This is a genomic window from Micromonospora sp. WMMB482 (assembly GCF_019038635.1).
In the GTDB taxonomy this organism is placed as follows: domain Bacteria; phylum Actinomycetota; class Actinomycetes; order Mycobacteriales; family Micromonosporaceae; genus Micromonospora; species Micromonospora marina.
Genome location: NZ_JAHOPD010000020.1, coordinates 3,326,049 through 3,345,937, shown reverse-complemented (window position 1 = coordinate 3,345,937; position 19,889 = coordinate 3,326,049). Strand labels below are relative to the sequence as shown.

16 protein-coding genes are annotated in these 19,889 nt (G+C 72.9%); 9 read left to right on the top strand and 7 right to left on the bottom strand.

Going from position 1 to position 19,889, the window contains the following annotated elements; translation table 11 throughout:
* The first annotated feature begins 38 nt into the window (after positions 1-38).
* Complete coding sequence (locus tag KSK32_RS16930) at positions 39-941, top strand: cyclase family protein (protein WP_216932088.1); 903 nt, start codon at positions 39-41, stop codon at positions 939-941.
* Between the two features lie 442 nt (positions 942-1,383).
* On the opposite strand, the gene KSK32_RS16925 is transcribed toward KSK32_RS16930, so the two are convergent.
* A complete protein-coding gene (locus KSK32_RS16925) occupies positions 1,384-2,424 on the bottom strand; it encodes a S66 peptidase family protein (RefSeq protein WP_216932087.1) in 1,041 nt (346 codons plus the stop codon).
* A gap of 84 nt (positions 2,425-2,508) precedes the next feature.
* Here KSK32_RS16925 and KSK32_RS16920 point away from each other — a divergent pair, with 84 nt between their 5' ends.
* Both KSK32_RS16920 and ppc read left to right on the top strand, forming a co-directional pair.
* Entirely contained in the window at positions 2,509-3,537 is a 1,029-nt protein-coding gene (locus tag KSK32_RS16920) for a hypothetical protein (RefSeq protein ID WP_216932086.1), read from the top strand.
* 123 nt (positions 3,538-3,660) lie between these two features.
* Positions 3,661-6,447: a phosphoenolpyruvate carboxylase gene (ppc, locus tag KSK32_RS16915; protein ID WP_216932085.1), complete on the top strand. Its 2,787-nt coding sequence runs from the start codon at positions 3,661-3,663 to the stop codon at positions 6,445-6,447.
* Between the two features lie 125 nt (positions 6,448-6,572).
* Here the strand turns inward: ppc and KSK32_RS16910 are convergent, their stop codons facing one another.
* On the bottom strand, positions 6,573-7,358 hold the full coding sequence (locus KSK32_RS16910; RefSeq protein WP_216932084.1) for a hypothetical protein: 786 nt from the start codon (positions 7,356-7,358) through the stop codon (positions 6,573-6,575).
* Between the two features lie 54 nt (positions 7,359-7,412).
* Here KSK32_RS16910 and KSK32_RS16905 point away from each other — a divergent pair, with 54 nt between their 5' ends.
* Together KSK32_RS16905 and KSK32_RS16900 are read left to right on the top strand one after the other, a co-directional pair.
* Positions 7,413-8,591: a DNA recombination protein RmuC gene (locus tag KSK32_RS16905; protein ID WP_216932083.1), complete on the top strand. Its 1,179-nt coding sequence runs from the start codon at positions 7,413-7,415 to the stop codon at positions 8,589-8,591.
* A 148-nt stretch (positions 8,592-8,739) separates the two neighbouring features.
* A complete protein-coding gene (locus KSK32_RS16900; protein WP_216932082.1) occupies positions 8,740-12,030 on the top strand; it encodes a S8 family serine peptidase in 3,291 nt (1,096 codons plus the stop codon).
* Between the two features lie 58 nt (positions 12,031-12,088).
* On the opposite strand, the gene KSK32_RS16895 is transcribed toward KSK32_RS16900, so the two are convergent.
* Positions 12,089-12,505 (bottom strand): hypothetical protein, encoded by a 417-nt coding sequence (locus KSK32_RS16895; RefSeq protein ID WP_216927946.1) that lies wholly within the window; start codon positions 12,503-12,505, stop codon positions 12,089-12,091.
* A gap of 38 nt (positions 12,506-12,543) precedes the next feature.
* Positions 12,544-13,533: a 4-hydroxy-3-methylbut-2-enyl diphosphate reductase gene (locus KSK32_RS16890; RefSeq protein WP_030270742.1), complete on the bottom strand. Its 990-nt coding sequence runs from the start codon at positions 13,531-13,533 to the stop codon at positions 12,544-12,546.
* Positions 13,534-13,728: 195 nt separating this feature from the next.
* Here KSK32_RS16890 and xseA point away from each other — a divergent pair, with 195 nt between their 5' ends.
* Together xseA and KSK32_RS16880 are read left to right on the top strand one after the other, a co-directional pair.
* Positions 13,729-14,895 carry an exodeoxyribonuclease VII large subunit gene (gene xseA / locus KSK32_RS16885; RefSeq protein ID WP_216936155.1) on the top strand — a complete coding sequence of 389 codons (1,167 nt, stop codon included), beginning with the start codon at positions 13,729-13,731 and terminating at the stop codon, positions 14,893-14,895.
* Positions 14,896-14,907: 12 nt separating this feature from the next.
* The gene (locus KSK32_RS16880; protein WP_216932081.1) at positions 14,908-15,120 is read left to right on the top strand and encodes an exodeoxyribonuclease VII small subunit; all 213 of its coding nucleotides are present in this window, start codon (positions 14,908-14,910) and stop codon (positions 15,118-15,120) included.
* A gap of 42 nt (positions 15,121-15,162) precedes the next feature.
* Here KSK32_RS16880 and KSK32_RS16875 read toward each other — a convergent pair whose 3' ends face one another.
* Positions 15,163-16,002 carry a hypothetical protein gene (locus KSK32_RS16875; protein ID WP_216932080.1) on the bottom strand — a complete coding sequence of 280 codons (840 nt, stop codon included), beginning with the start codon at positions 16,000-16,002 and terminating at the stop codon, positions 15,163-15,165.
* Between the two features lie 93 nt (positions 16,003-16,095).
* Entirely contained in the window at positions 16,096-16,785 is a 690-nt protein-coding gene (locus KSK32_RS16870; protein WP_216932079.1) for a DUF4245 domain-containing protein, read from the bottom strand.
* 147 nt (positions 16,786-16,932) lie between these two features.
* On the opposite strand from KSK32_RS16870, the gene glpX reads away from it, so the two are divergent.
* Positions 16,933-17,964 (top strand): class II fructose-bisphosphatase, encoded by a 1,032-nt coding sequence (glpX, locus tag KSK32_RS16865; protein ID WP_216932078.1) that lies wholly within the window; start codon positions 16,933-16,935, stop codon positions 17,962-17,964.
* Positions 17,965-18,056: 92 nt separating this feature from the next.
* Positions 18,057-18,941: a DMT family transporter gene (locus KSK32_RS16860; RefSeq protein ID WP_254188085.1), complete on the top strand. Its 885-nt coding sequence runs from the start codon at positions 18,057-18,059 to the stop codon at positions 18,939-18,941.
* Here the strand turns inward: KSK32_RS16860 and KSK32_RS16855 are convergent.
* Positions 18,938-19,876, bottom strand: coding sequence for an NAD-dependent epimerase/dehydratase family protein (locus tag KSK32_RS16855; protein ID WP_216932077.1), 939 nt, complete (start codon positions 19,874-19,876; stop codon positions 18,938-18,940). The genes KSK32_RS16860 and KSK32_RS16855 overlap by 4 nt on opposite strands.
* Positions 19,877-19,889: the final 13 nt, after the last annotated feature.

Here is a 19,889-nt window from a genome sequence, read left to right as displayed (position 1 = left end):
ATCTTGACCGGCTGCGACCGGCGTGATGCGGTGGGCGGATGGTCGAGTATCGGACGGTCTTCGACGCCGAGGTGGTTTTCTCCAACGGTGGCGGTCTGCGCACCGACGGGTTCCGGCTGGACGTGCCGCACCCGGACGTCACCGACGACGAGGTGGCCGCGCTGCTGGTCCGGCACCTGGGGCTGCTCATGGTCGGCGAGGTACGGATCACCAACCGGACCGTCGTCGAGGAGCCGCACAAGGGCGGGCGCGGCGTCGAGCCCCCGGCCTCCGGTGGCCGGCGGCTGGTCGAGCTGAGTCACGTGATCACCGACGGGCTGGTCACGCTGCCCGGCTGGCCCGCCCCGAAGGTCACCGAGTGGCTGACCCGGGAGGCGTCCCGGGGGCGGTACGCGCCGGGTGTCGAGTTCCACGTCGCGGGGATCGACATGATCGCCAACACCGGCACGTACGTGGACACGCCGTCGCACCGCTTCGCCGACGGCCCGGACCTGACCGGGGTGCCGCTGGACCGCCTCGCCGACCTGCCCGGCCTGGTGGTACGCGTGCCGGCCGGCACGCGGGCGGTGGACCGGCTGATGCTCGCCCCGTACGACGTGGCCGGGTGCGCGGTGCTGCTGCACACCGGCTGGGACGCGCATTTCGGCACCGACGCGTACGCCGCTCCGGACGCGCCCTACCTGACCGGTGACGGCGCGCAGTGGCTGGCCGAGTCGGGCGCGGCACTCGTCGGCATCGACTCGATCAATATCGACGACATGACTCCGGCCGCTGCGGGTCAGCGCCCGGCGCACACCGGCCTGCTGGCCGCCGGGGTGCCGATCGTGGAGCACCTGACCGGCCTGGACGCGCTGCCCCCGACCGGCTTCCGGTTCACCGCCGCCCCGCCGCGCGTGGCCGGCATGGGCACGTTCCCGGTGCGAGCCTTCGCCGTCGTGTGATCCCGCTCCGCAAGATCCACTCCAGTGCGCCGAGGTGGCGGGGACCAGCGCCCGCCGACGCCGCCACCTCGGCGAGGCGGAGTGGATCTTTCGTGTCTCGCGCACGCTGCCCGCCGTCCGCCCGCACCCCGGCCAGCGGGTCGAGCCGCAAAGGGTGGCGGGTGGAACGCCACGGGTGCCACAGCAGACCGGAGACACCCATGACGTTCCGTCCAGCCGGTGAAACGGCGGTGGGTGGAACGTCATGGGTGCCAAACCGGGCCGGAGAGACACATGACGTTCCACCCACCCGCAGGGAGCGGCGGATGGAGCGGCGCGGCTGCCAGGAGAGGGCTGCCGGGTCGAGTCGGTGGAGCAGGCGCTGGAGGCGCGACAAGTTACCGAGCGCACCGAACTCTGCGCCGAGTTCGACGTCCCCGGCGCAGGTGCCATCGTGCGGGGGTCAGTAGCGGACCGAGATCCGGCGCTCGACCGCGTCCACCCGGATCTCGCCGCCGTACGGGATGATCAGCTGCGGATCGGTGTGGCCCAGGTCGACGTCGAAGACCACCACCGGGTCGTCGGCGTACGGCCCGATCGCCCGCAGGATCGCCTCCCGCTGGTCGGCGGCCCAGGACAGCCGCTCCGTCACGGAGTGCGGCCGGTCGAAGTCCCACGCCTTGGGGCGGCCGGCCACGATCGCGGGGAAGCCGGCGAGCAGCCCGCGCTCGCCCAGGTTGCGCACGATCCGGAAGACCTCCTCGGCCGGCGGCATCTCCTCCGAGGTCTCGACGACCAGCACCGAGCCGGCCAGCGCGGCGGCGGACGGCACCCGGTCGACCGCCGCCAGCCAGTGCAGGATCTCCAGGTTGCCGCCCCAGGTACGACCCCGCACCACCCGGGCCGGGCCGTGCCAGCGCCAGCCCTCGGACGGGTACATCGGCGGCTCCTCGGCCAGCGTGGCCGGGTCGCGCCAGTCGCACGGCTCGTCGCCCCACGCCGGGGCGGCGGTCAGCTCGTACCAGCCGTTGGTGAACAGCGCGGCGCGCAGCGAGTCGAGCGTGAGGGGGTGCGGCTTGCCGGAGCGTCCGAGGTGCACCAGCACGGACCCGCCGTGATAGCCGACGACGCCGAGCCGGTACAGGTGGTTGAGCACGTTGGTGTTGTCCGAGTAGCCGAAGTACGGCTTCGGGTTGGCCCGCAGCACGTCGTCGTCCAGGTACGGAGTGACGGTGATCAGGTCGTCCCCGCCGACGGTGGCCAGCACGGCGGTGATCGTCGGGTCGGCGAACGCGGCGGTCAGGTCACGCGCCCGGTCGCGCGGGTCGGCGCCCATGACCCGGGTGGTCGGATACTCCACCGGTTCCAGCCCGAGCTCGTCGCGGAGGCGGCGCAGCCCCAGCTCGTACACGTGGGGGAAGAGACCCGGCAGGCCGGCGGAGGGTGAGACGACCGCGACCCGGTCGCCCGGCTGCGGTTTGGCGGGATAGACAGGCACCGTCATGGTTCGACGCTATCGGCGCGGACCAGCGGTTTTCGCCCGACGAAACCCCATGGGCCGGGCATATGCCCGCAATAGGCTGAGGCCGTGGACGACGAGCCGGAGCTGCGTACCCGGGACTGGCTGCCGCGAACGGCGGCGCTGATCCTCGGCACCCTGGCGCTGGCGAGCGCGTTCATCGCCGCCTACGTCGGCGCGCTGCACAAGCCGGACCCGCGCGACGTGCCGGTCGCCGTCGTCACGAGCGACCAGCAGGCCCAGGCCGTGATGTCCGCCGTCCGCGCCCGCACCGACACGATCGAACCCGTCGGGTACGACAGCCGCGACGCCGCCTCCGGCGGCCTCAACGACCGGTCGGTGTACGCGGTGCTCAGCTCCGCCCCCGACGGCGGCCTGACGCTCGCCACCGCCAGCGCGGGCGCGCCCGCCGCCACCGAACTCGTCACCGACGTGTTCACCGAGGCGGCCCGGCAGGCCGGTGTGCCACTGGAGGTCACCGACGACGTGCCGGTCTCCGCCGACGACCCGCGCGGCCTGGTTCCGTTCTACCTGGCCGTCGGCGTGGTGCTCGGCGGCTACCTGGCGTCCACGGCGCTCGGCATCTCGCTCGGCACCAGCCCGCGCGACCTGCGCCGGGCCGGGCTGCGGATCGCCACGCTCGCGGTGCACGCGATCCTGCTCGGCGTCATCGGGGCGATCCTGGTCGGACCGGTGCTCGGCGTGTTCGACGATCGCGTGGCGACGGTGGCGGTGGTCGGCGCGCTCGCCGCGTTCGCGGCCGGGATGGTCGCCGCCGCCGTCCAGGGCTGGCTCGGACTGCTCGGCACCGGCATCGTGATCCTGCTGCTCGTGGTGCTCGGCAATCCCGGCTCCGGCGGCATCTACGCGCCCGAGTTCCTGCCGCCGTTGCTGCGCGGGATGCACCGCTGGAACGTGCCCGGCCTGGCCACCGACCTGTTCAAGTCGGCCATCTACTTCGACTGGCGCGGCGGCGGCTGGGCACTGACCGGGCTGCTGGTCTGGGTGGTCGCCGGGCTGGCCGGTCTGCTCACCGCGACCATGTTCCGCGCCCGCCGCCGGCGGGAGTCGGATCGGCACGCCGTCGGGCGGGGCTGACCTCCGGGCCGTCCCAGAGTGCAGATCATCACGCCGTCCCCCTCCTGTCCGCCGGGGCCGCGCGGATACCATCCAGAGGAGTCGGACAGCGCTGTCCTTCGTCCTCGCGTAAGGAGCGCAACCGTGACCGACCAGCACGACCACGACGGCCCCGACGCCGCTCTCCGGGCCGACATCCGCCGCCTCGGCACGCTGCTCGGGCAGACCCTCGCCCGCCAGGAGGGCCGCCCGCTGCTCGACCTGGTCGAGGAGATCCGCGCCCAGGTCCGCTCCGACGTGCCGGCCGCGGCCCAGCGCCTCGCCGGGCTCGACGTCACCACCGGCACGAAGCTGGCCCGCGCCTTCTCCACCTACTTCCACCTGGCGAACATCACCGAGCAGGTGCACCGCGCACGGGACCTGCGCCGCCGCCGGGCGACCCACGGCGGCTGGCTGGACCAGGCGGCCAAGATGATCGCCGAGCGGGGCGTACCGGCCGAGGAGATCGCCGCCGCGGCCCGCCGGCTGGCCGTACGCCCGGTCTTCACCGCCCACCCCACCGAGGCGGCCCGCCGGTCCATCCTGTCCAAGCTGCGCGCGGTCGCCGACGAGCTGGACACCGAGACCGCGAACGCGATCCTGTACGGCGCCAGCGACGAGGGCCCGGCGAACCGCCGCCTGGCCGAACTGCTCGATCTCATGTGGCAGACCGACGAGCTGCGGCTGGACCGGCCGGACCCGACCGACGAGGCGCGCAACGCGATCTACTACCTGCGCGACCTGTACGCCGAGGCCGCGCCCCAGGTCCTCGACGACCTCGCCGACACGCTGCGCACGCTCGGCGTGGAGACGTCGCCGACGTCGCGCCCGCTCAGCTTCGGCACCTGGATCGGCGGCGACCGCGACGGCAACCCGTTCGTCACACCGGTGGTCACCCGCGAGGTGCTGCGCATCCAGCACGAGCACGGCATCGCCGCCACCGAGAAGGCGATGGACGAGCTGATCACCGAGGTCAGCGTCTCCCGGCGGCTGCGCGCGGTGTCGCTCGACCTGTCCGCCAGCCTCGCCAAGGACCTGGACGCGCTGCCCGAGGTGGCGCCCCGGTTCCGCCGGGTCAACGCGGAGGAGCCGTACCGGCTCAAGGCGCGGTGTGTGAAGGCGAAGCTCGCCAACACCCGGGATCGGCTGCGGGCCGACACGCCGCACGTGCCGGGCCGGGACTACCGGGGCTCGACCGAGCTGATCGCCGACCTGGAGCTGCTGCGCGCGTCGCTGGCCCGCAACTCCGGCCAGCTCACCGCCGTGGGACGGCTCGCCTCGGCCATCCGTACGGTGTCCGCGTTCGGCCTGCACCTGGCGACCATGGACATCCGGGAGCACGCGGAGAAGCACCACGAGGTGCTGGCCCAGCTCTACGGGGCGGTCGGCGAGGTGTCCGACTACCCGGCGCTGTCCCGGCTGGAGCGCACCAAGCTGCTCGCCGACGAGCTGACCGGCCGCCGTCCCCTCTCCACCCAGGACAGCCCGCTCACCGAGTCGGCCCGCAAGACGTTCGACGTGTTCGCGGCGATCCGCGAGGCGCAGGACCGGTTCGGCCCCGAGGTCATCGAGTCGTACATCATCTCGATGACGCTCGGCGTGGACGACGTGCTCGCCGCCGTGGTGCTGGCCCGCGAGGCCGGCCTGGTGGACGTGCACTCGGGGCGCGCCCGCATCGGCATCGTGCCGCTGCTGGAGACCCCGGCCGAGCTGAACGCCGGTGGTGAGCTGCTGGACGAGCTGCTGTCGCTGCCCGCGTACCGGGCGCTCGTGGCGGCGCGGGGCGACGTGCAGGAGGTGATGCTCGGCTACTCCGACTCCAACAAGGAGGCGGGGATCACCACCAGCCAGTGGTCCATCCACCGGGCGCAGCGCGCGCTGCGGGACGTGGCCGCGCGGCACGGCGTACACCTGCGGTTGTTCCACGGCCGGGGCGGCACCGTCGGCCGGGGCGGCGGGCCCACGCACGACGCGATCCTGGCCCAGCCGTACGGCACGCTCGACGGCGCGATCAAGGTGACCGAGCAGGGCGAGGTCATCTCCGACAAGTACACGCTGCCGGCGCTGGCCCGGGAGAACCTGGAGCTGACGGTGGCCGCCGTGCTCCAGGCCACGCTGCTGCACACCGCGCCCCGGCAGCCGGCCGAGATGCTGGAGCGCTGGGACGCGGCGATGGACGTCGTCTCGGAGTCGGCGTTCCGGTCGTACCGGTCGCTGGTCGAGGATCCGGACCTGCCCGCCTACTTCTGGGCCTCCACCCCGACCGAGCTGCTCGGCGCGCTGAACATCGGCTCCCGGCCGGCGAAGCGCCCGAACACCGGTGCCGGCCTGTCCGGCTTGCGCGCCATCCCGTGGGTGTTCGGCTGGACGCAGACCCGGCAGATCGTGCCGGGCTGGTTCGGCGTGGGCTCCGGTCTGGCCGCCGCTCGGGCGGCCGGGCTGGCCGACGTGCTCGCCGAGATGAACCGGAACTGGCACTTCTTCCGCACGTTCCTGTCGAACGTCGAGATGATGCTGACCAAGACCGACCTGACCATCGCCCGGCGGTACGTGGAGACGCTGGTGCCGAAGAAGCTGCACCCGATCTTCGACAAGATCGAGCAGGAGTACGAGCTGACCAAGCAGGAGGTGCTGGCGGTCACCGCCGAACCGGCGCTGCTGGACAACTCGCCGGTGCTCCAGCGGACGCTCGCCGTCCGGGACACCTACCTGGAGCCGCTGCACCACCTCCAGGTGGCGTTGCTTCGGCAGTACCGCGAATCCGGCGCCGCCGGGCGGGCGGTGGTGACCGCGCCGGGTGGGCGGCGTGCCCCGAACGACGGGACGGCGTTGGAGCGGGCGCTGCTGACCACCGTCAACGGCATCGCCGCCGGCATGCGCAACACCGGCTGAGGTGTAAGGAAGGGCCCCCTCTTAACGCCTCGTGCAGAGGAGGGGGCCCTTGTTAACACGCGCGCGCGACGCACCGCGCGCCTCGCCCGGCGCCCGAGGCACGGCGCCCGACGCGGCGGCGTCGGCTAGAAGTCGCCGCCGCCGAAGTCACCACCGAAGTCCCCGCCGCCGAAACCACCGAAGTCGCCGCCGCCGTAGTCCCCGCCGCCGAAGTCGCCGCCCTGGTCGCCGCCCATGTCGCCGCCCTGGTCGCCGGCGTCCTGGCCGTCGCCGAACCCCTCCTGGTAGCCGGCGTCGTACCCGGGGTCGGCGAATGCGGGTGAGAACAGCGCATCAGCGATCAGAAGACCACCGACCACGCCGACGCCCGCGCCGAGCGCGGTCTTCCACCACGGCGTGGAGTACCAGCCGGCCGGCACCGGCCGCCCCTGGAACCGGCCACCCGGGTAGTAGTAGGGCGTCGCGTTCCCCGGCTGCGGGCCGGCCCGGAACGTCTGCCCCTGCACGTCGACCTCGCGCTCCTTGGTGAGCGCGCCCGCACCCTGCGCGGCGGCCAGCGGCGGCAGCTCCGGGCCCGGGTCGATGCCCATCGCGGTCCGCGCCGCCCGGATGTACGCCAGCCCCTCCAGCGCGGTCTCCCGGGCCAGCCCGAACTGGCGCGACGTGGTCGCCTGTTCCAGCTGCGAACCGGCGGCGTTGTACCGCTCACCGGCGTCGGCGAGCGCCTGCCGGACCGCCGGGGCGTCACCGTGCAGGTTCATCAGCTGGCCGCCGAGCCGCTCGTACCAGCGCTGCGCCTCGGCGCGGGCGTCGGCCAGCTCGTTGGACCGCCGCGATCTGCTCCCCCGCTGCCAGAGCACGAAGGCACCCCCGAGCAGCAGGATCAGGACCAGCCACAACGCGAATTCCATGACTCGAACGTACCCACCGGGCGCCCGTCGTACCCGTTTGGCAAGCTCTTGGCCATGAGCTTTGCGACGCTGGCCGTGGTGGTGCTCTGCCTCGCCGCGGGCGGCGCGGTGGGCTGGCTGGCCGCCCGCGCGCGTGCCGCGGCGGACATCGCCCGCCTGGAGGCGACGCTCGCCGCCACCCGGGCCGGCGAGGGCCGGCTGGAGCAGTCCATGCGGGCGCTCAGCTACGAGGCCACCGCACAGTCCCAGGAGGCGGTGGCCCGCGCGGTCGCGCCGCTGCACGACACGCTGCGCCGCTACGAGCAGCGGGTGGCGGAGCTGGAGCGGGACCGGGTCGACGCGTACGCCGAGCTGCGCGAGCAGGTGCGGTCCATGAGCGCCGTCTCCGGCGAGCTGCGCACCGAGACCAAGCAGCTGGTCGCCGCGCTGCGCGCGCCGCAGGTGCGGGGCCGCTGGGGTGAGCACCAGCTCCGCCGGATCGTCGAGGCCGCCGGCATGCTCGAACACTGCGACTTCAGCGAGCAGGTCACCGCCGCGACCGACCACCAGGGGGTACGCCCCGACCTGGTGGTGCGCCTGCACGGCGGCCGGACGGTGGTGGTGGACGCGAAGGCGCCGTTCGACGCTTACCTGACCGCGATGGAGGCGCGCGACGAGCGGGGCCGCGACACCCACCTGGACGCGCACGCCCGGCACCTGCGCGCACACGTCGACGGCCTGGCCGCCAAGTCCTACTGGTCGGCATTCGACCAGACCCCCGAGTTCGTGGTGCTGTTCGTGCCGGCGGACCCGTTCCTCGACGTGGCACTGCAACGCGACCCGTCCCTGCTGGAGCACGCGTTCGCCCGCAACGTGGTGCTGGCCACGCCGGCCACGCTGGTGGCGCTGCTGCGTACGGTGGCCTACTCGTGGCGGCAGGAGGCGCTGGCCCGCAACGCCGCCACGGTCCACTCGCTGGCCCGCGAGCTGTACGGGCGGCTGTCCACACTGGGTGACCACGTCGGCAAGCTCGGCAGTTCGCTGAGCGGGGCGGTGACGGCCTACAACCGGGCGGTGGGCTCGCTGGAGGCGCGGGTGCTCGTCAGCGCCCGCAAACTGGCCGAGCTGGGGGTCTCCGACGACGAGCTGGCCGCGCCGGCGCAGGTCGAACTGGCGCCGAGGCAGCCGCAGGCGCCGGAGCTGCTCGGTTCGCCATCCACATCGACCGAAAGGTCGATGGACGTCGACGCCTAACACGGCACACCTGACGATGTAGACCGATCCGTGTCACGGACTGGTCACAAACCCGATCCGGGTAGTGACACATGTCGTCGTGACACGCAGGATCACCGTCACACGTGCCCTGCCCCTCAAGGGCCCTGTTCTCTGGAGGAAGAGAACGTTGAGTAAACCCCGCACGCGCAGCCGGCGACCGTCCGCCGCGCTCCTGGCCTCGGTTCTCGCGGCCGGTGCCCTGACCGTCGGAGGTGGCGCCGGCACCGCGAGCGCCGCCCCCGCCCCCCAACCCTCGCAGCCGACCGCCGCGAAGGCACTGGGCGCACACGACGCCAAGCTGCTCGACGAGGCCGAGGCGAAGAACGCCCCGACCGTCACGATGATCATCGCGGCGAAGAAGGGCTCGGCCAAGAAGGTCGTCGACGGCCTGACCGGCCTGGGCGCCACCGTCAGCCAGCGGTACGACCAGATCGGCTACGTGCTGGCCAAGGTCCCCACCGCGAAGGCGCTCAAGGCCGCCACGCTGCCGGGTGTCTCCGCCGTCGACCTGGACGAGACGATCAAGCTCCCCGACCCGGCGCCGGAGGCGGCCCCGAAGGGCGCGAAGACCGCCGCTCAGGCCCAGGCGCCGGCCGGGCCGGGCGGTGACACCGGTGCGGTGAACCCGTACATGCCGACCAACGAGACCGGCGCGGAGGCGTTCAAGGCCGCGAACCCGGCGTGGGACGGCCGCGGCGTCACCATCGGCATCATGGACTCCGGTGTGGACCTCGACCACCCGGCACTCCAGCAGACCACCACCGGCGAGCGCAAGATCGTCGACTGGGTCACCGCCACCGACCCGCTGGAGGACGCCTCCTGGCGGCCGATGCTCACCGAGGTCAGCGGCCCGACGTTCACCACCTCGCTCGGCACCTGGACCGCGCCGGCCGGCAACTACCGCTTCAACGTCTTCCGCGAGAACATCACCGCGAACAGCGACGCGGAGGGTGACCTCAACCGCGACGGCGACACCACCGACTTCTGGGGCGTGCTCTACAACCCCACCACCGGTGACGTGCGCGTCGACGCGAACCAGAACAACGACTTCACCGACGACGAGGTGATGCGGCCGTACAAGGAGCGGTTCCAGGTCGGCCGCTTCGGCACCGACAACCCGGCCACCGCCGTGCGGGAGCAGATCCCGTTCGTGGTCGAGTACCGGCGCAACGTCAACACCGCGCCGGTCGGCGGCCCCGGTCTGGTCGACTACGTCAACATCGGCATCATCGAGAGCACCCACGGCACCCACGTCGCCGGCATCACCGCCGCCAACGACATGCTGGGTAACAGCGCCTTCGACGGCGCCGCCCCGGGCGCCAAGCTGGTCTCCGCCCGCGCCTGCTCGTGGGGTGGCGGCTGCACCGCGGCGGCGCTCACCACCGGCATGGCCGACCTGGTGATCAACCGCAGGGTCGACGTGGTGAACATGTCGATCGGCGGTCTGCCCGCGCTGAACGACGGCTCGAACGCCCGCGCGGTCCTCTACAACGACCTGATCAACACCTACGGCGTGCAGCTGTTCATCTCGGCCGGCAACTCCGGTCCGGGCGTGAACACGGTCGGTGACCCGTCGGTCGCCACCGACGTGGTCAGCGTCGCGGCGAGCATCAGCAAGGACACCTGGCTGGCCAACTACGGCTCGGTGGTCCGCAAGGACAACGCGCTGTTCAACTTCTCCTCGCGCGGCCCGCGTGAGGACGGCGGCTTCAAGCCGAACATCGCAGCTCCCGGCTCGGCCATCTCGACCGCGCCGACCTGGCAGCCGGGCAACCCGGTGCCGGAGGCGGGCTACCCGCTGCCCCCGGGCTACCAGATGCTCAACGGCACCTCGATGGCCGCTCCGCAGGCCGCCGGCGCCGCCGCGCTGCTGCTGTCGGCAGCCAAGGCGACCGGCAAGGGCGTGACCCCGGCCGCACTGCGCCGGGCCGTCTTCACCTCGGCCAAGCCGATCACCGGCGTCCCGACGTACGCGCAGGGCTACGGCATGTTCAACGTGCCGGGCGCGTGGAAACTGCTCGCCAAGGGCGTGCCGACCCGCACCTACACCTCCGAGGCGGCGGTCTGCACCGAGCTGTCGCCGAACCTGACCCGCTACGACCGGGCCTCCGGCACGTTCGTGCCGACCCCGAACGTCGGCAGCGGCCTCTACAACCGCTGTGCCGCCGACCGGGGTGGCCAGAAGGTCAAGGAGAGCCGTTACTACGAGGTCAAGCTGACCCGGACCAGCGGCCCGAACAAGGGCATCAAGCACGAGGTCGCCTTCCGGGGCAACGACGGCACCTACAGCGCCCCGAAGGTGGCCTGGCTGCCGCTGAACAAGACCGTCACGGTCAAGGTGAAGGCCAAGCCGATGACGGCCGGCGCGCACGGCGCCATCATGACCGTCGACGACCCGGCCACCAACGTGGTCGACTTCGAGGTCGCCACCGTCGTGATCGCGTCGAACCCGGTGCCCGGTCCGGCGTACTCCTTCTCGGCCGAGGGCTCGGTCGAGCGGAACAGCTTCACCTCGTACTTCGTGACGGTGCCGCCGGGTGCGGGCGCGTTGCAGGTCAACCTGTCCGGCATCGCGACCGGTTCGCAGACCCGCTTCATCGCCATCAACCCGTACGGTGTGCCGGTCGAGAGCACCGCCAGCACCGCCTGCTACACCAACTTCTCCGACGCCGCGGTCTGCAAGCCGCAGGAGCGGGACTACCAGAACCCGCTGCCGGGTGTGTGGGAGATCGAGGTGGAGGCGCGTCGCACCTCGCCGGCGCTGGACAACCCGTTCCGGCTCCAGGCCCGCGTGCAGGGCGTCACTGTGGAGCCGGCAGTGGTCCAGCTCCCGTCGGTCACCGCTGGTGCCCCGGCCCCGGTGAGCTGGACGCTCACCAACACCTTCGGCCCGGTCCAGGTGACCGGCGTCGGCGGTCCGCTGGCCAGCGTCCGGACCGAGCGGCCGAGCATCGCCGAGGGCGCCAGCCAGGAGTACGTGGTGGAGGTGCCCGCGGGCGCCACCTCGTTCACCGCCCGGATCGGCAACCCGTCCGACCTGAGCGCCGACCTGGACCTGACCGTCTTCCGCGGCACCACCCAGGTGGGGCAGGCCGCCGACGGTGACTCGGAGGAGGCCGTCACGCTGACGAACCCGACCCCGGGCACCTACCGGGTCGTGGTCGACGGTTACTCGGTGAGCGACCCGACCACCGCGTACGACTACCGGGACTCGTTCGCGTCCCCGGAGCTGGGCACGCTCTCCGCGCCGTCCACGCCGCTGTCCCTGGCCAACGGCGCCACCGCCACCCTCACCGGTGCGGTGACCGCCCTGTCCACCCCGGCCGCCGGCCGGGAGCTGTACGGCGACATGGCCGTTACCACCACCGAGGGCGCGGTCGTCGGCCGCGGTTCGGTCGAGGTTCTCGCGGTCAACTGATCCGCTGATCCGAAGGAGCCCCGTCCCCTCTCGTAGGGGGCGGGGCTCCTTCGCGTCGTCAGGCGGGGCGGGCGGACTCGACCACGAACGGGGTGCCCTGCTGGCAGGTGGTCATCATGCCCGGCTCGGGGCGGCCGGTGACCTCCACCTTGGCGCCGGCCTTCAACAGGTCGCGCGGACCGCCGACCAGCAGGTGGTCGTCGAGCAGGAGGCAGTTCGGCTCCACACCCGCCCGGATCGTGCCGGTGATGGTGGTGCCACCGACACCCGGCGGGGTCGACGGGCCACCCTTCCAGGTGGGGTTCGGCCGGCTGGGCGTCACGCTGGGCACGGGATCGGGCTGGCTGGTCACCGGGGCGGCTCCCGTCGTACTCGGGCTGGGGCTGGGATCGGCGGACCCGTCGCCGGGTGCGGCGCAGGCGGTCAGCGCGAGACCGGTGAGCAGTGCGACAAGCACCGTACGAGGAGTCTTCATGGTCGGTTGGACGCGGCGGGCGGCCGATCCGTTCCCGGTCAGCCGCGGGCCGCGGCGGCGGCCTTCATGTCGCGCTTGAGCTCCTGCGGCAGCGAGAACGTCAGCCGCTCGTCCGCGGTGGTGATCTCCTCGACGTCGCCGAAGCCCCGCTCGGCCAGGTGGGCGAGCACCTGCTGGACCAGTTCGTCGGGCACGCTCGCGCCGGAGGTCACACCCACTGTCCGGGCGCCGGTCAGCCAGGCGTCCTCGATCTCGTGCGCGAAGTCGACCAGGTAGCCGGCGCGGGCCCCGGCGTCGAGCGCCACCTCGACCAGCCGGACCGAGTTCGAGGAGTTGCGCGAGCCGACCACGATCACCACGTCGCACTCGGGGGCGATCTCCTTGACCACGTGCTGGCGGTTGGAGGTCGCGTAGCAGATGTCGTCGCTGGGCGGCGACTGGAGCAGCGGCAGCCGCTTCTTGAGCCGGGCCACGGTCTCCAGCGTCTCGTCCACCGACAGCGTGGTCTGGGAGAGCCAGACCACCTTCTCCGGGTCGCGCACGGTGACCTTGTCGACCCCGTCCGGGCCGTCGACGAGCTGGATGTGGGCCGGGGCCTCACCGGCGGTGCCGATGACCTCCTCGTGCCCCTCGTGGCCGATGAGCAGGATGTCGTAGTCCTGCGCGGCGAACCGGCGGGCCTCGTGATGCACCTTCGTGACCAGCGGGCAGGTGGCGTCGATCGCCCGCAGCGAGCGCTGCTTGGCCTGCTCGTAGACCTCGGGGGCGACACCGTGGGCGGAGAAGATGACGGTGGCGCCCTCCGGCACCTCCTCGTTCTCCTCCACGAAGATCGCGCCCTGGGCCTCCAGCGTGCGCACCACGTGCTTGTTGTGCACGATCTGCTTGCGGACGTAGATCGGCGCGCCGTAGAGCTTCAGCGCCTCCTCGACGGTCTGCACCGCCCGGTCCACGCCCGCGCAGTAGCCGCGGGGGTTCGCCAGGAGCACGCGCTTGCCGGTCCGGGGAGTCGTCTCAGCGTCAGTCACCCGCCCATCGTACGTGCCGCGCTCCCGCACGGCAGCGGCCGCGAGGCGCACGCGGGCGCTGTCGGTCCCGGGCCGTAGGGTGGGCGGGTGAGCGCGGGAGAGGACGGGCGGGGCACCCCGGACGGGCGGAGCACTCCGGACGGGCGGAGCACTCCGGACGGGCGGAGCACGGCCGAGGAGCCGTGGCCGGTCCGGGTGGTCAGCCAGAAGGTCGGCGCCTGGATCGCCCGCCTGGGCTGGGTCTGGGTCGACGGCCAGGTGGCGCAGATCAGCCGCCGGCCGGGTGCGAGCACCGTCTTCCTCACGCTGCGCGACCCGTCGGCCGACCTCAGCCTGACCGTCACCACCAACCGGGACGTGCTGGACGCGGGCGCGCCGGAGCTGCGCGAGGGCGCCCGGGTGGTGCTGCACGCCAAGCCCGAGTTCTACGCCGCGCGGGGCTCGCTCAGCCTGCGGGCCGACGAGATCCGCCAGGTCGGCCTCGGTGAGCTGCTGGCCCGGCTGGAGAAGCTCAAGAAGCTGCTCGCCGCCGAGGGCCTGTTCGACCGGTCCCGCAAGCGGCGGCTGCCGTTCCTGCCGGGCCGGGTCGGCCTGATCACCGGCCGCGCCTCGGCGGCCGAGCGCGACGTGCTGACCAATGCCCGCCGCCGCTGGCCCGCCGTCGACTTCCGCACGATCAACGTGGCGGTGCAGGGGCCGGGCGCGGTTCCCGACATCGTGGGCGCGCTCAAGGTGCTCGACGCCGATCCGGCCGTCGACGTGATCGTCATCGCCCGGGGCGGCGGCGGCATCGAGGATCTGCTGCCCTTCTCCGACGAGGCGCTGTGCCGGGCGGTCTTCGCCTGCCGCACGCCGGTGGTCAGCGCGATCGGTCACGAGACGGACGCACCGCTGATCGACTACGTGGCCGATGTGCGCGCCTCCACCCCCACCGACGCGGCGAAGCGGATCGTGCCGGACCTGACCGAGGAGGTCCGGCTGATCGGCCAGGCCCGGTCCCGGCTGGAGCGGGCGGTGCGCCACCTGGTCGACCGGGAGCAGCACCGGATCGACCTGCTGCGGTCCCGCCCGGTGCTGGCCCGGCCGCAGGTGATGGTCGAGCAGCGGACCGTGGACGTGTCCGCGCTGCGCGACCGCGCCGGCCGGTCCCTGGAGCACCGGCTGCGGGGCGCCACCGACGACCTGCGGCACACGCTGGCCCGGCTGCGCGCGCTGTCCCCGGCGGCCACGCTGGAGCGCGGCTACGCGATCGTGCAGCGCGCCGACGGCCACGTCGTCCGCGCGGCCTCCGAGGTCGCCGAGGGCGATCCTCTGCGGGTACGCCTCGCCGAGGGCGAGCTGACCGCCACCGTCGACGGCTGAGGGAAGAGAGAGATGACCGGGACGAAGCAGGACGAACAGCTCAGCTACGAGCAGGCCCGCGCCGAGCTGGCCTCGGTGGTGGAGAAGCTGGAGGCGGGCGGCACCTCGCTGGAGGAGTCCCTGGCCCTCTGGGAGCGCGGCGAGCATCTCGCCGGGGTGTGCCAGCGCTGGCTGGACGGTGCCCGCGCCCGCATCGACGCCGCGCGCCAGCGCTCCGAGGACTGACGGTGGGGTTCGGCGCGATCGCCGACCCCCCCACCGCAGACCTCAGTTGAACAGGTTGTACAGCTCGGCGGGCGCCTCGACGACCTGGTCGGCCGAGGGCTTCTGGGCCGCCGACGCGTTGCCGTAATCCGTGTAGGTGATCTTCAGATCCTGCGCGGCGCTCTGGCCGGCCGCCGGGATCTTGAGCACCATCTCGCTGAGCCGGCCCTGCGTGTCGACCTTGGCGGTGAACGGCACCGACTCGGCCTGCGCGCCGAGCGCGGTGATCACGGCCGGGTCGAGCGTGCCCACCTCGGCGGCCTTCGACACGTCGACGGTGCCCTCGTACGCGCCCTCGCCGGTCTGCCGTACCTCGGTGATGCCCTGGGTGAGAACGGCGCTGCCGGCCGGGTCGAGCTTCTCGAAGTCGAAGCCCAGCGCCCGGTTGCCCTTGATCCGGTTCTGGTCGAGGTGGTGGTACTTGCCGGTGTTGAGGTTCTTCACGCCGGGGATCTGCGTGGCCGCCGTGCCGCCGAGTTCCAGCTTGACCCAGCTGTCCGGCTTGGCGTGGATCAGGTCCAGCTTCATCATCAGATCCGACGACGGGTCGCCGATGGTCATCCGCATGTCGGCGCTCTGGCTCGGCTCGTGCACCTGCCCCTCGGCGGTGGAGCCCGCGCCAGTCATGGAGAACTTGAAGTTCCCCTCGCGGATCGCATTCGTGGAGTCGAGCAGAGCCTGCTTGGCCGCGCTGCTGGACGCCGTGGCGCTCGGTGCGACGCTGCCGGAGGCGCTCGGGGTCGCGGAGGCGTCGGACGTCGACCCGTTGCCGTTGCAGGCCGCCAGGCCGGGAATGAGCAGCGCCGCGGCGAACGCGGTGGCGCTGAAGCGTCGAATCTTCACGTCAACCTCTCCAGGTGGGTCGTCCGGGCTCGATGTCCCTTCTGTTCCCGGAAGCGGGGTTGCGCAATCCCGCGTCACCCGGAGGGAGGACGGTCAGCGCAGCGACATGGCGAGCTTGCGCAGCTCCGTCTCGCCCGCGTCACCGACCACGATCACCGTGCGGTCCGGTTCCAGCAGGACGAGCGCCTGCTCGTTGCCGCGGGCCGTGTAGCGCTGCCAGCTCAGCCCGCCGGGCAGGTCGGCCTGGCCCTGCGGCTGCCCCTCGGCCAACTCGGCCGGCAGCAGCTTCTCCGCCGGGACGTTGCTCTCCACGAGCTGCGCGCCCCGGCCCTCCGGGGTCACGTACCCGATCCGCAGCGTCGAGCCGTCCGCCTCGGTCCGGAAGCGGGCGTTCACCGTACGCCACTCGTCGCCCAGCCCGGTCGGCTCGCTCACCGGGAAGACGTTCGCGGAGCTGGCCTGCTCCAGCGCGGGCGCCGGGTCGACGGTGACCGGCGAGTCGCCGCCGAGGAAGCCCCGGTAGAAGGCGAGCAGGAGCGCGATCGGGATCAGCAGGATCAGCAGGGACAGCGCCATGTCCTTCGGGGACCGCTCGGACCGGGCCTTCTCCTTGCCCGCGGGCGGCGCGGGGGTGTCCACCGCGGCGGCCGGCTCGGCCCGCTCCGCGACGAGTGCGGGCTGACCCTCGGACGGGGCCGGGCCGTCGTCCGGCCGGACCGGCGGCTGGCCCTCCGGTGGGGTGGCGTCGGTCGGTGTGCGGTCGGCAGGCTGTGCGGCTTCCACCGGGCCATTGTCGCAGCCGACCGGGTGACGTGATCCTGGCCTCCTCCGCCCCACCGGGACGGCGAACCTGAGATCGTGTGAGGATCAGCGACAAAACCGGCGGCGATGACCGCCGGTCCCACCCCGCAACGTCGCGAGGAGGCCGCCATGACAACCACCAGGACGCGGACGCCCCAGGATCTCGACCGCAACCTCGCCCTCGATCTGGTCCGGGTCACCGAGGCCGCGGCGATGGCCGCCGGCCGCTGGGTCGGCCGCGGCGACAAGGAAGGCGGCGACGGCGCAGCGGTCGACGCCATGCGAAAGCTGATCAACTCGATCCCGATGCGCGGCGTCGTGGTGATCGGCGAGGGCGAGAAGGACAACGCCCCCATGCTGTTCAACGGCGAGGAGGTAGGCGACGGGACCGGCGCCGAGGTGGACGTGGCGGTCGACCCGATCGACGGCACCACGTTGATGAGCAAGGGCATGCCGAACGCGCTGGCAGTGCTCGCGGTGGCCGAGCGCGGCGCGATGTTCGACCCGAGCGCGGTCTTCTACATGGAGAAGCTGGCGGTCGGCCCGATGTACGCCGACGTGGTGGACATCAACGCCGGGGTGGCCGAGAACATCAACCGGATCGCCAAGGTCAAGGGCACCGACGCCGCCGAGGTGACCGTGTGCGTGCTGGACCGCTCGCGCCACGACGACCTGGTCAAGCAGATCCGGCGTACCGGTGCCGGGATCCGGTTCATCTCCGACGGCGACATCGCGGGCGCCATCGCGGCGGCCCGCGGTGAGTCGGACGTGGACGTGCTGATGGGCATCGGCGGCACCCCGGAGGGCATCACCGCCGCCTGCGCACTCAAGTGCATGGGCGGCATGATGCAGGCCAAGCTCTGGCCCAAGGACGAGCAGGAGCGCCGCAAGGCGCTGGACGCCGGGCACGACCTGGACCGGGTGCTGTTCACCGACGACCTGGTCACCGGTGACAACTGCTTCTTCGTGGCCACCGGCGTCACCTCCGGCGACCTGCTGCGTGGCGTGCGCTACCGCTCCGGCGGCGCGTACACGCAGTCGATCGTGATGCGCTCCAAGAGCGGCACGATCCGGGTGATCGACTCGTACCACCGCCTGGAGAAGCTCGCCCTCTACTCGGCTGTCGACTTCGACGGCCGCCCGCTGGCCGAGCAGGAGTGAGCAGGACCGGGACGGCGGCACCAGCGGCACCGCCGACGCTGTCGGCCGGGCGACGTGTCGCCGGTGTCGGGCTGGCCACCGCCTCGGGCGTGATGGTCGCCGTCCAGTCCCGGATCAACGGCGAGCTGGGCGTACGCCTGGCCGACGGAATCGCCGCCGCGGTGGTCTCGTTCGGCGTGGGCCTGCTGATCCTGCTGGTGCTGGTCCCCGCCACCCCCGGTGGCCGGCGGGGACTGGGCGCCCTGCGTGGCGCGCTGCGCACCGGCACGCTGCGGCCCTGGCAGTGCCTGGGTGGCGTCTGCGGCGCGTTCCTGGTGGCGACGCAGGGATTGACCATCGGCGCGCTCGGCGTCGCGGTCTTCACCGTCGCGGTGGTGGCCGGGCAGTCCGGCAGCAGCCTGCTCGTCGACCGGGCCGGCATCGGCCCGACCGGCCGGCAGCCGGTCACCCCGAACCGGCTGATCGGCGCGGTGCTCACCGTGCTCGCGGTCCTGCTGGCGGTGGGCGACCGGCTCGGTGACCCGGACGCGCTGGCGCTGGCCCTGCTGCCGCTGGCGGCGGGGGTGGGCATCGCCTGGCAGCAGGCGGTCAACGGGCGGGTCCGGGCGGCCTCGGGCAGCGCCATGACCGCCACGCTCGTGAACTTCACAGTCGGCACGGCGGCGCTGCTCGTGACCTTCGCGGTGGACCTGGTGGTTCGCGGCCGGCCGGCCGGCGCGTTCCCGGACGAGCCGTGGCTCTATCTCGGCGGCCCGCTCGGCATCGTGTTCATCGCGCTGGCCGCCGCCCTGGTCCGGTTCACCGGGGTGCTGCTGCTCGGCCTGGCCACGATCGCCGGGCAGATCGTCGGCGCGGTGCTGCTGGACCTGGTGCTGCCGACGGCCGCCTCGCACCCCGGGCTGGACACGCTGCTCGGCGCGGCGCTGACCATGGTCGCCGTGCTGGTGGCCGCCTTCGGCCCGGCCCGCCGCCCCTAGCGGGCGGCGGCGGGCGTCGAGGCGCGCAAGCCGGTGACCATCTCGTCGAGCACCCGGTCGAGCGGCGTCGCCTCGATCCCGAACGTCTCGCTCGCGGCGGTGGAGTCCATCACGAACGGCCCGGCGAACTGGTGCGCGGTCTCCCGCATCTCCCTGGCGAACGGGTCGGCCAGGCCACCGAGCCAGAGCACCGGGTAGGGCATCCGGGTGAGTCGTGGCGCCGGCGCCCCGGCCCGCTTCGCCGCCCGTTCGGCGACCGCCCGCATGGACACCGGGGGCGCGCTCGGCACGTGCCAGGCCCGTCCCCAGGCCCGCGGGTCGGTGGCGGCGGCCACGAGGGTACGGGCGACGTCCCCCACGTACGTCCAGGTGTGCGGCGCGTCCCAGGCGACGGGCAGGAACACCCGCTGCCCGGCGAGCACCTTGGGCAGCACCATCATGGGCAGCGACGTGCCGCCGAGCCCGATGTAGTCGGAGCCGCGTACCTCGGTGATCCGGGCCCGGCCGGCGCGGTGGGCGGCCAGGGCGTCGGCCCACATCCGGTTACGGACCCGGCCCTTGACGCCGGTGGCGGCGAGCGCTGTCGTCTCGGTCATCGGCGCGTCGACCGGGCCGTACCCGTAGAGGTTGCCGACGGTGGCGAGCACCGCGCCGCTGCGCTCGGCGGCGGTGAGCAGGGCGGCTGCGAGCGGCGGCCAGTCCGTCGCCCACGTGTGGTATTCCGGGTTGGCGCAGTTGTAGAGCGCGTCCGCGCCGTCGGTGATCGCGGCGAGCCGGTCCGCGTCGGCGGCGTCGGCGGCCACCCGCTCGATCGCCTGGTGTTCGGGGCCGGTGCCGCGCCGGGTGACCACCCGTACCCGCTCGCCGCGTTCGGCGAGGAGGCGGGCGGTGGCGGTGCCGACAGGGCCGGCGCCGACGATCACGTGCAGTGCCATGAAGATCCACCTT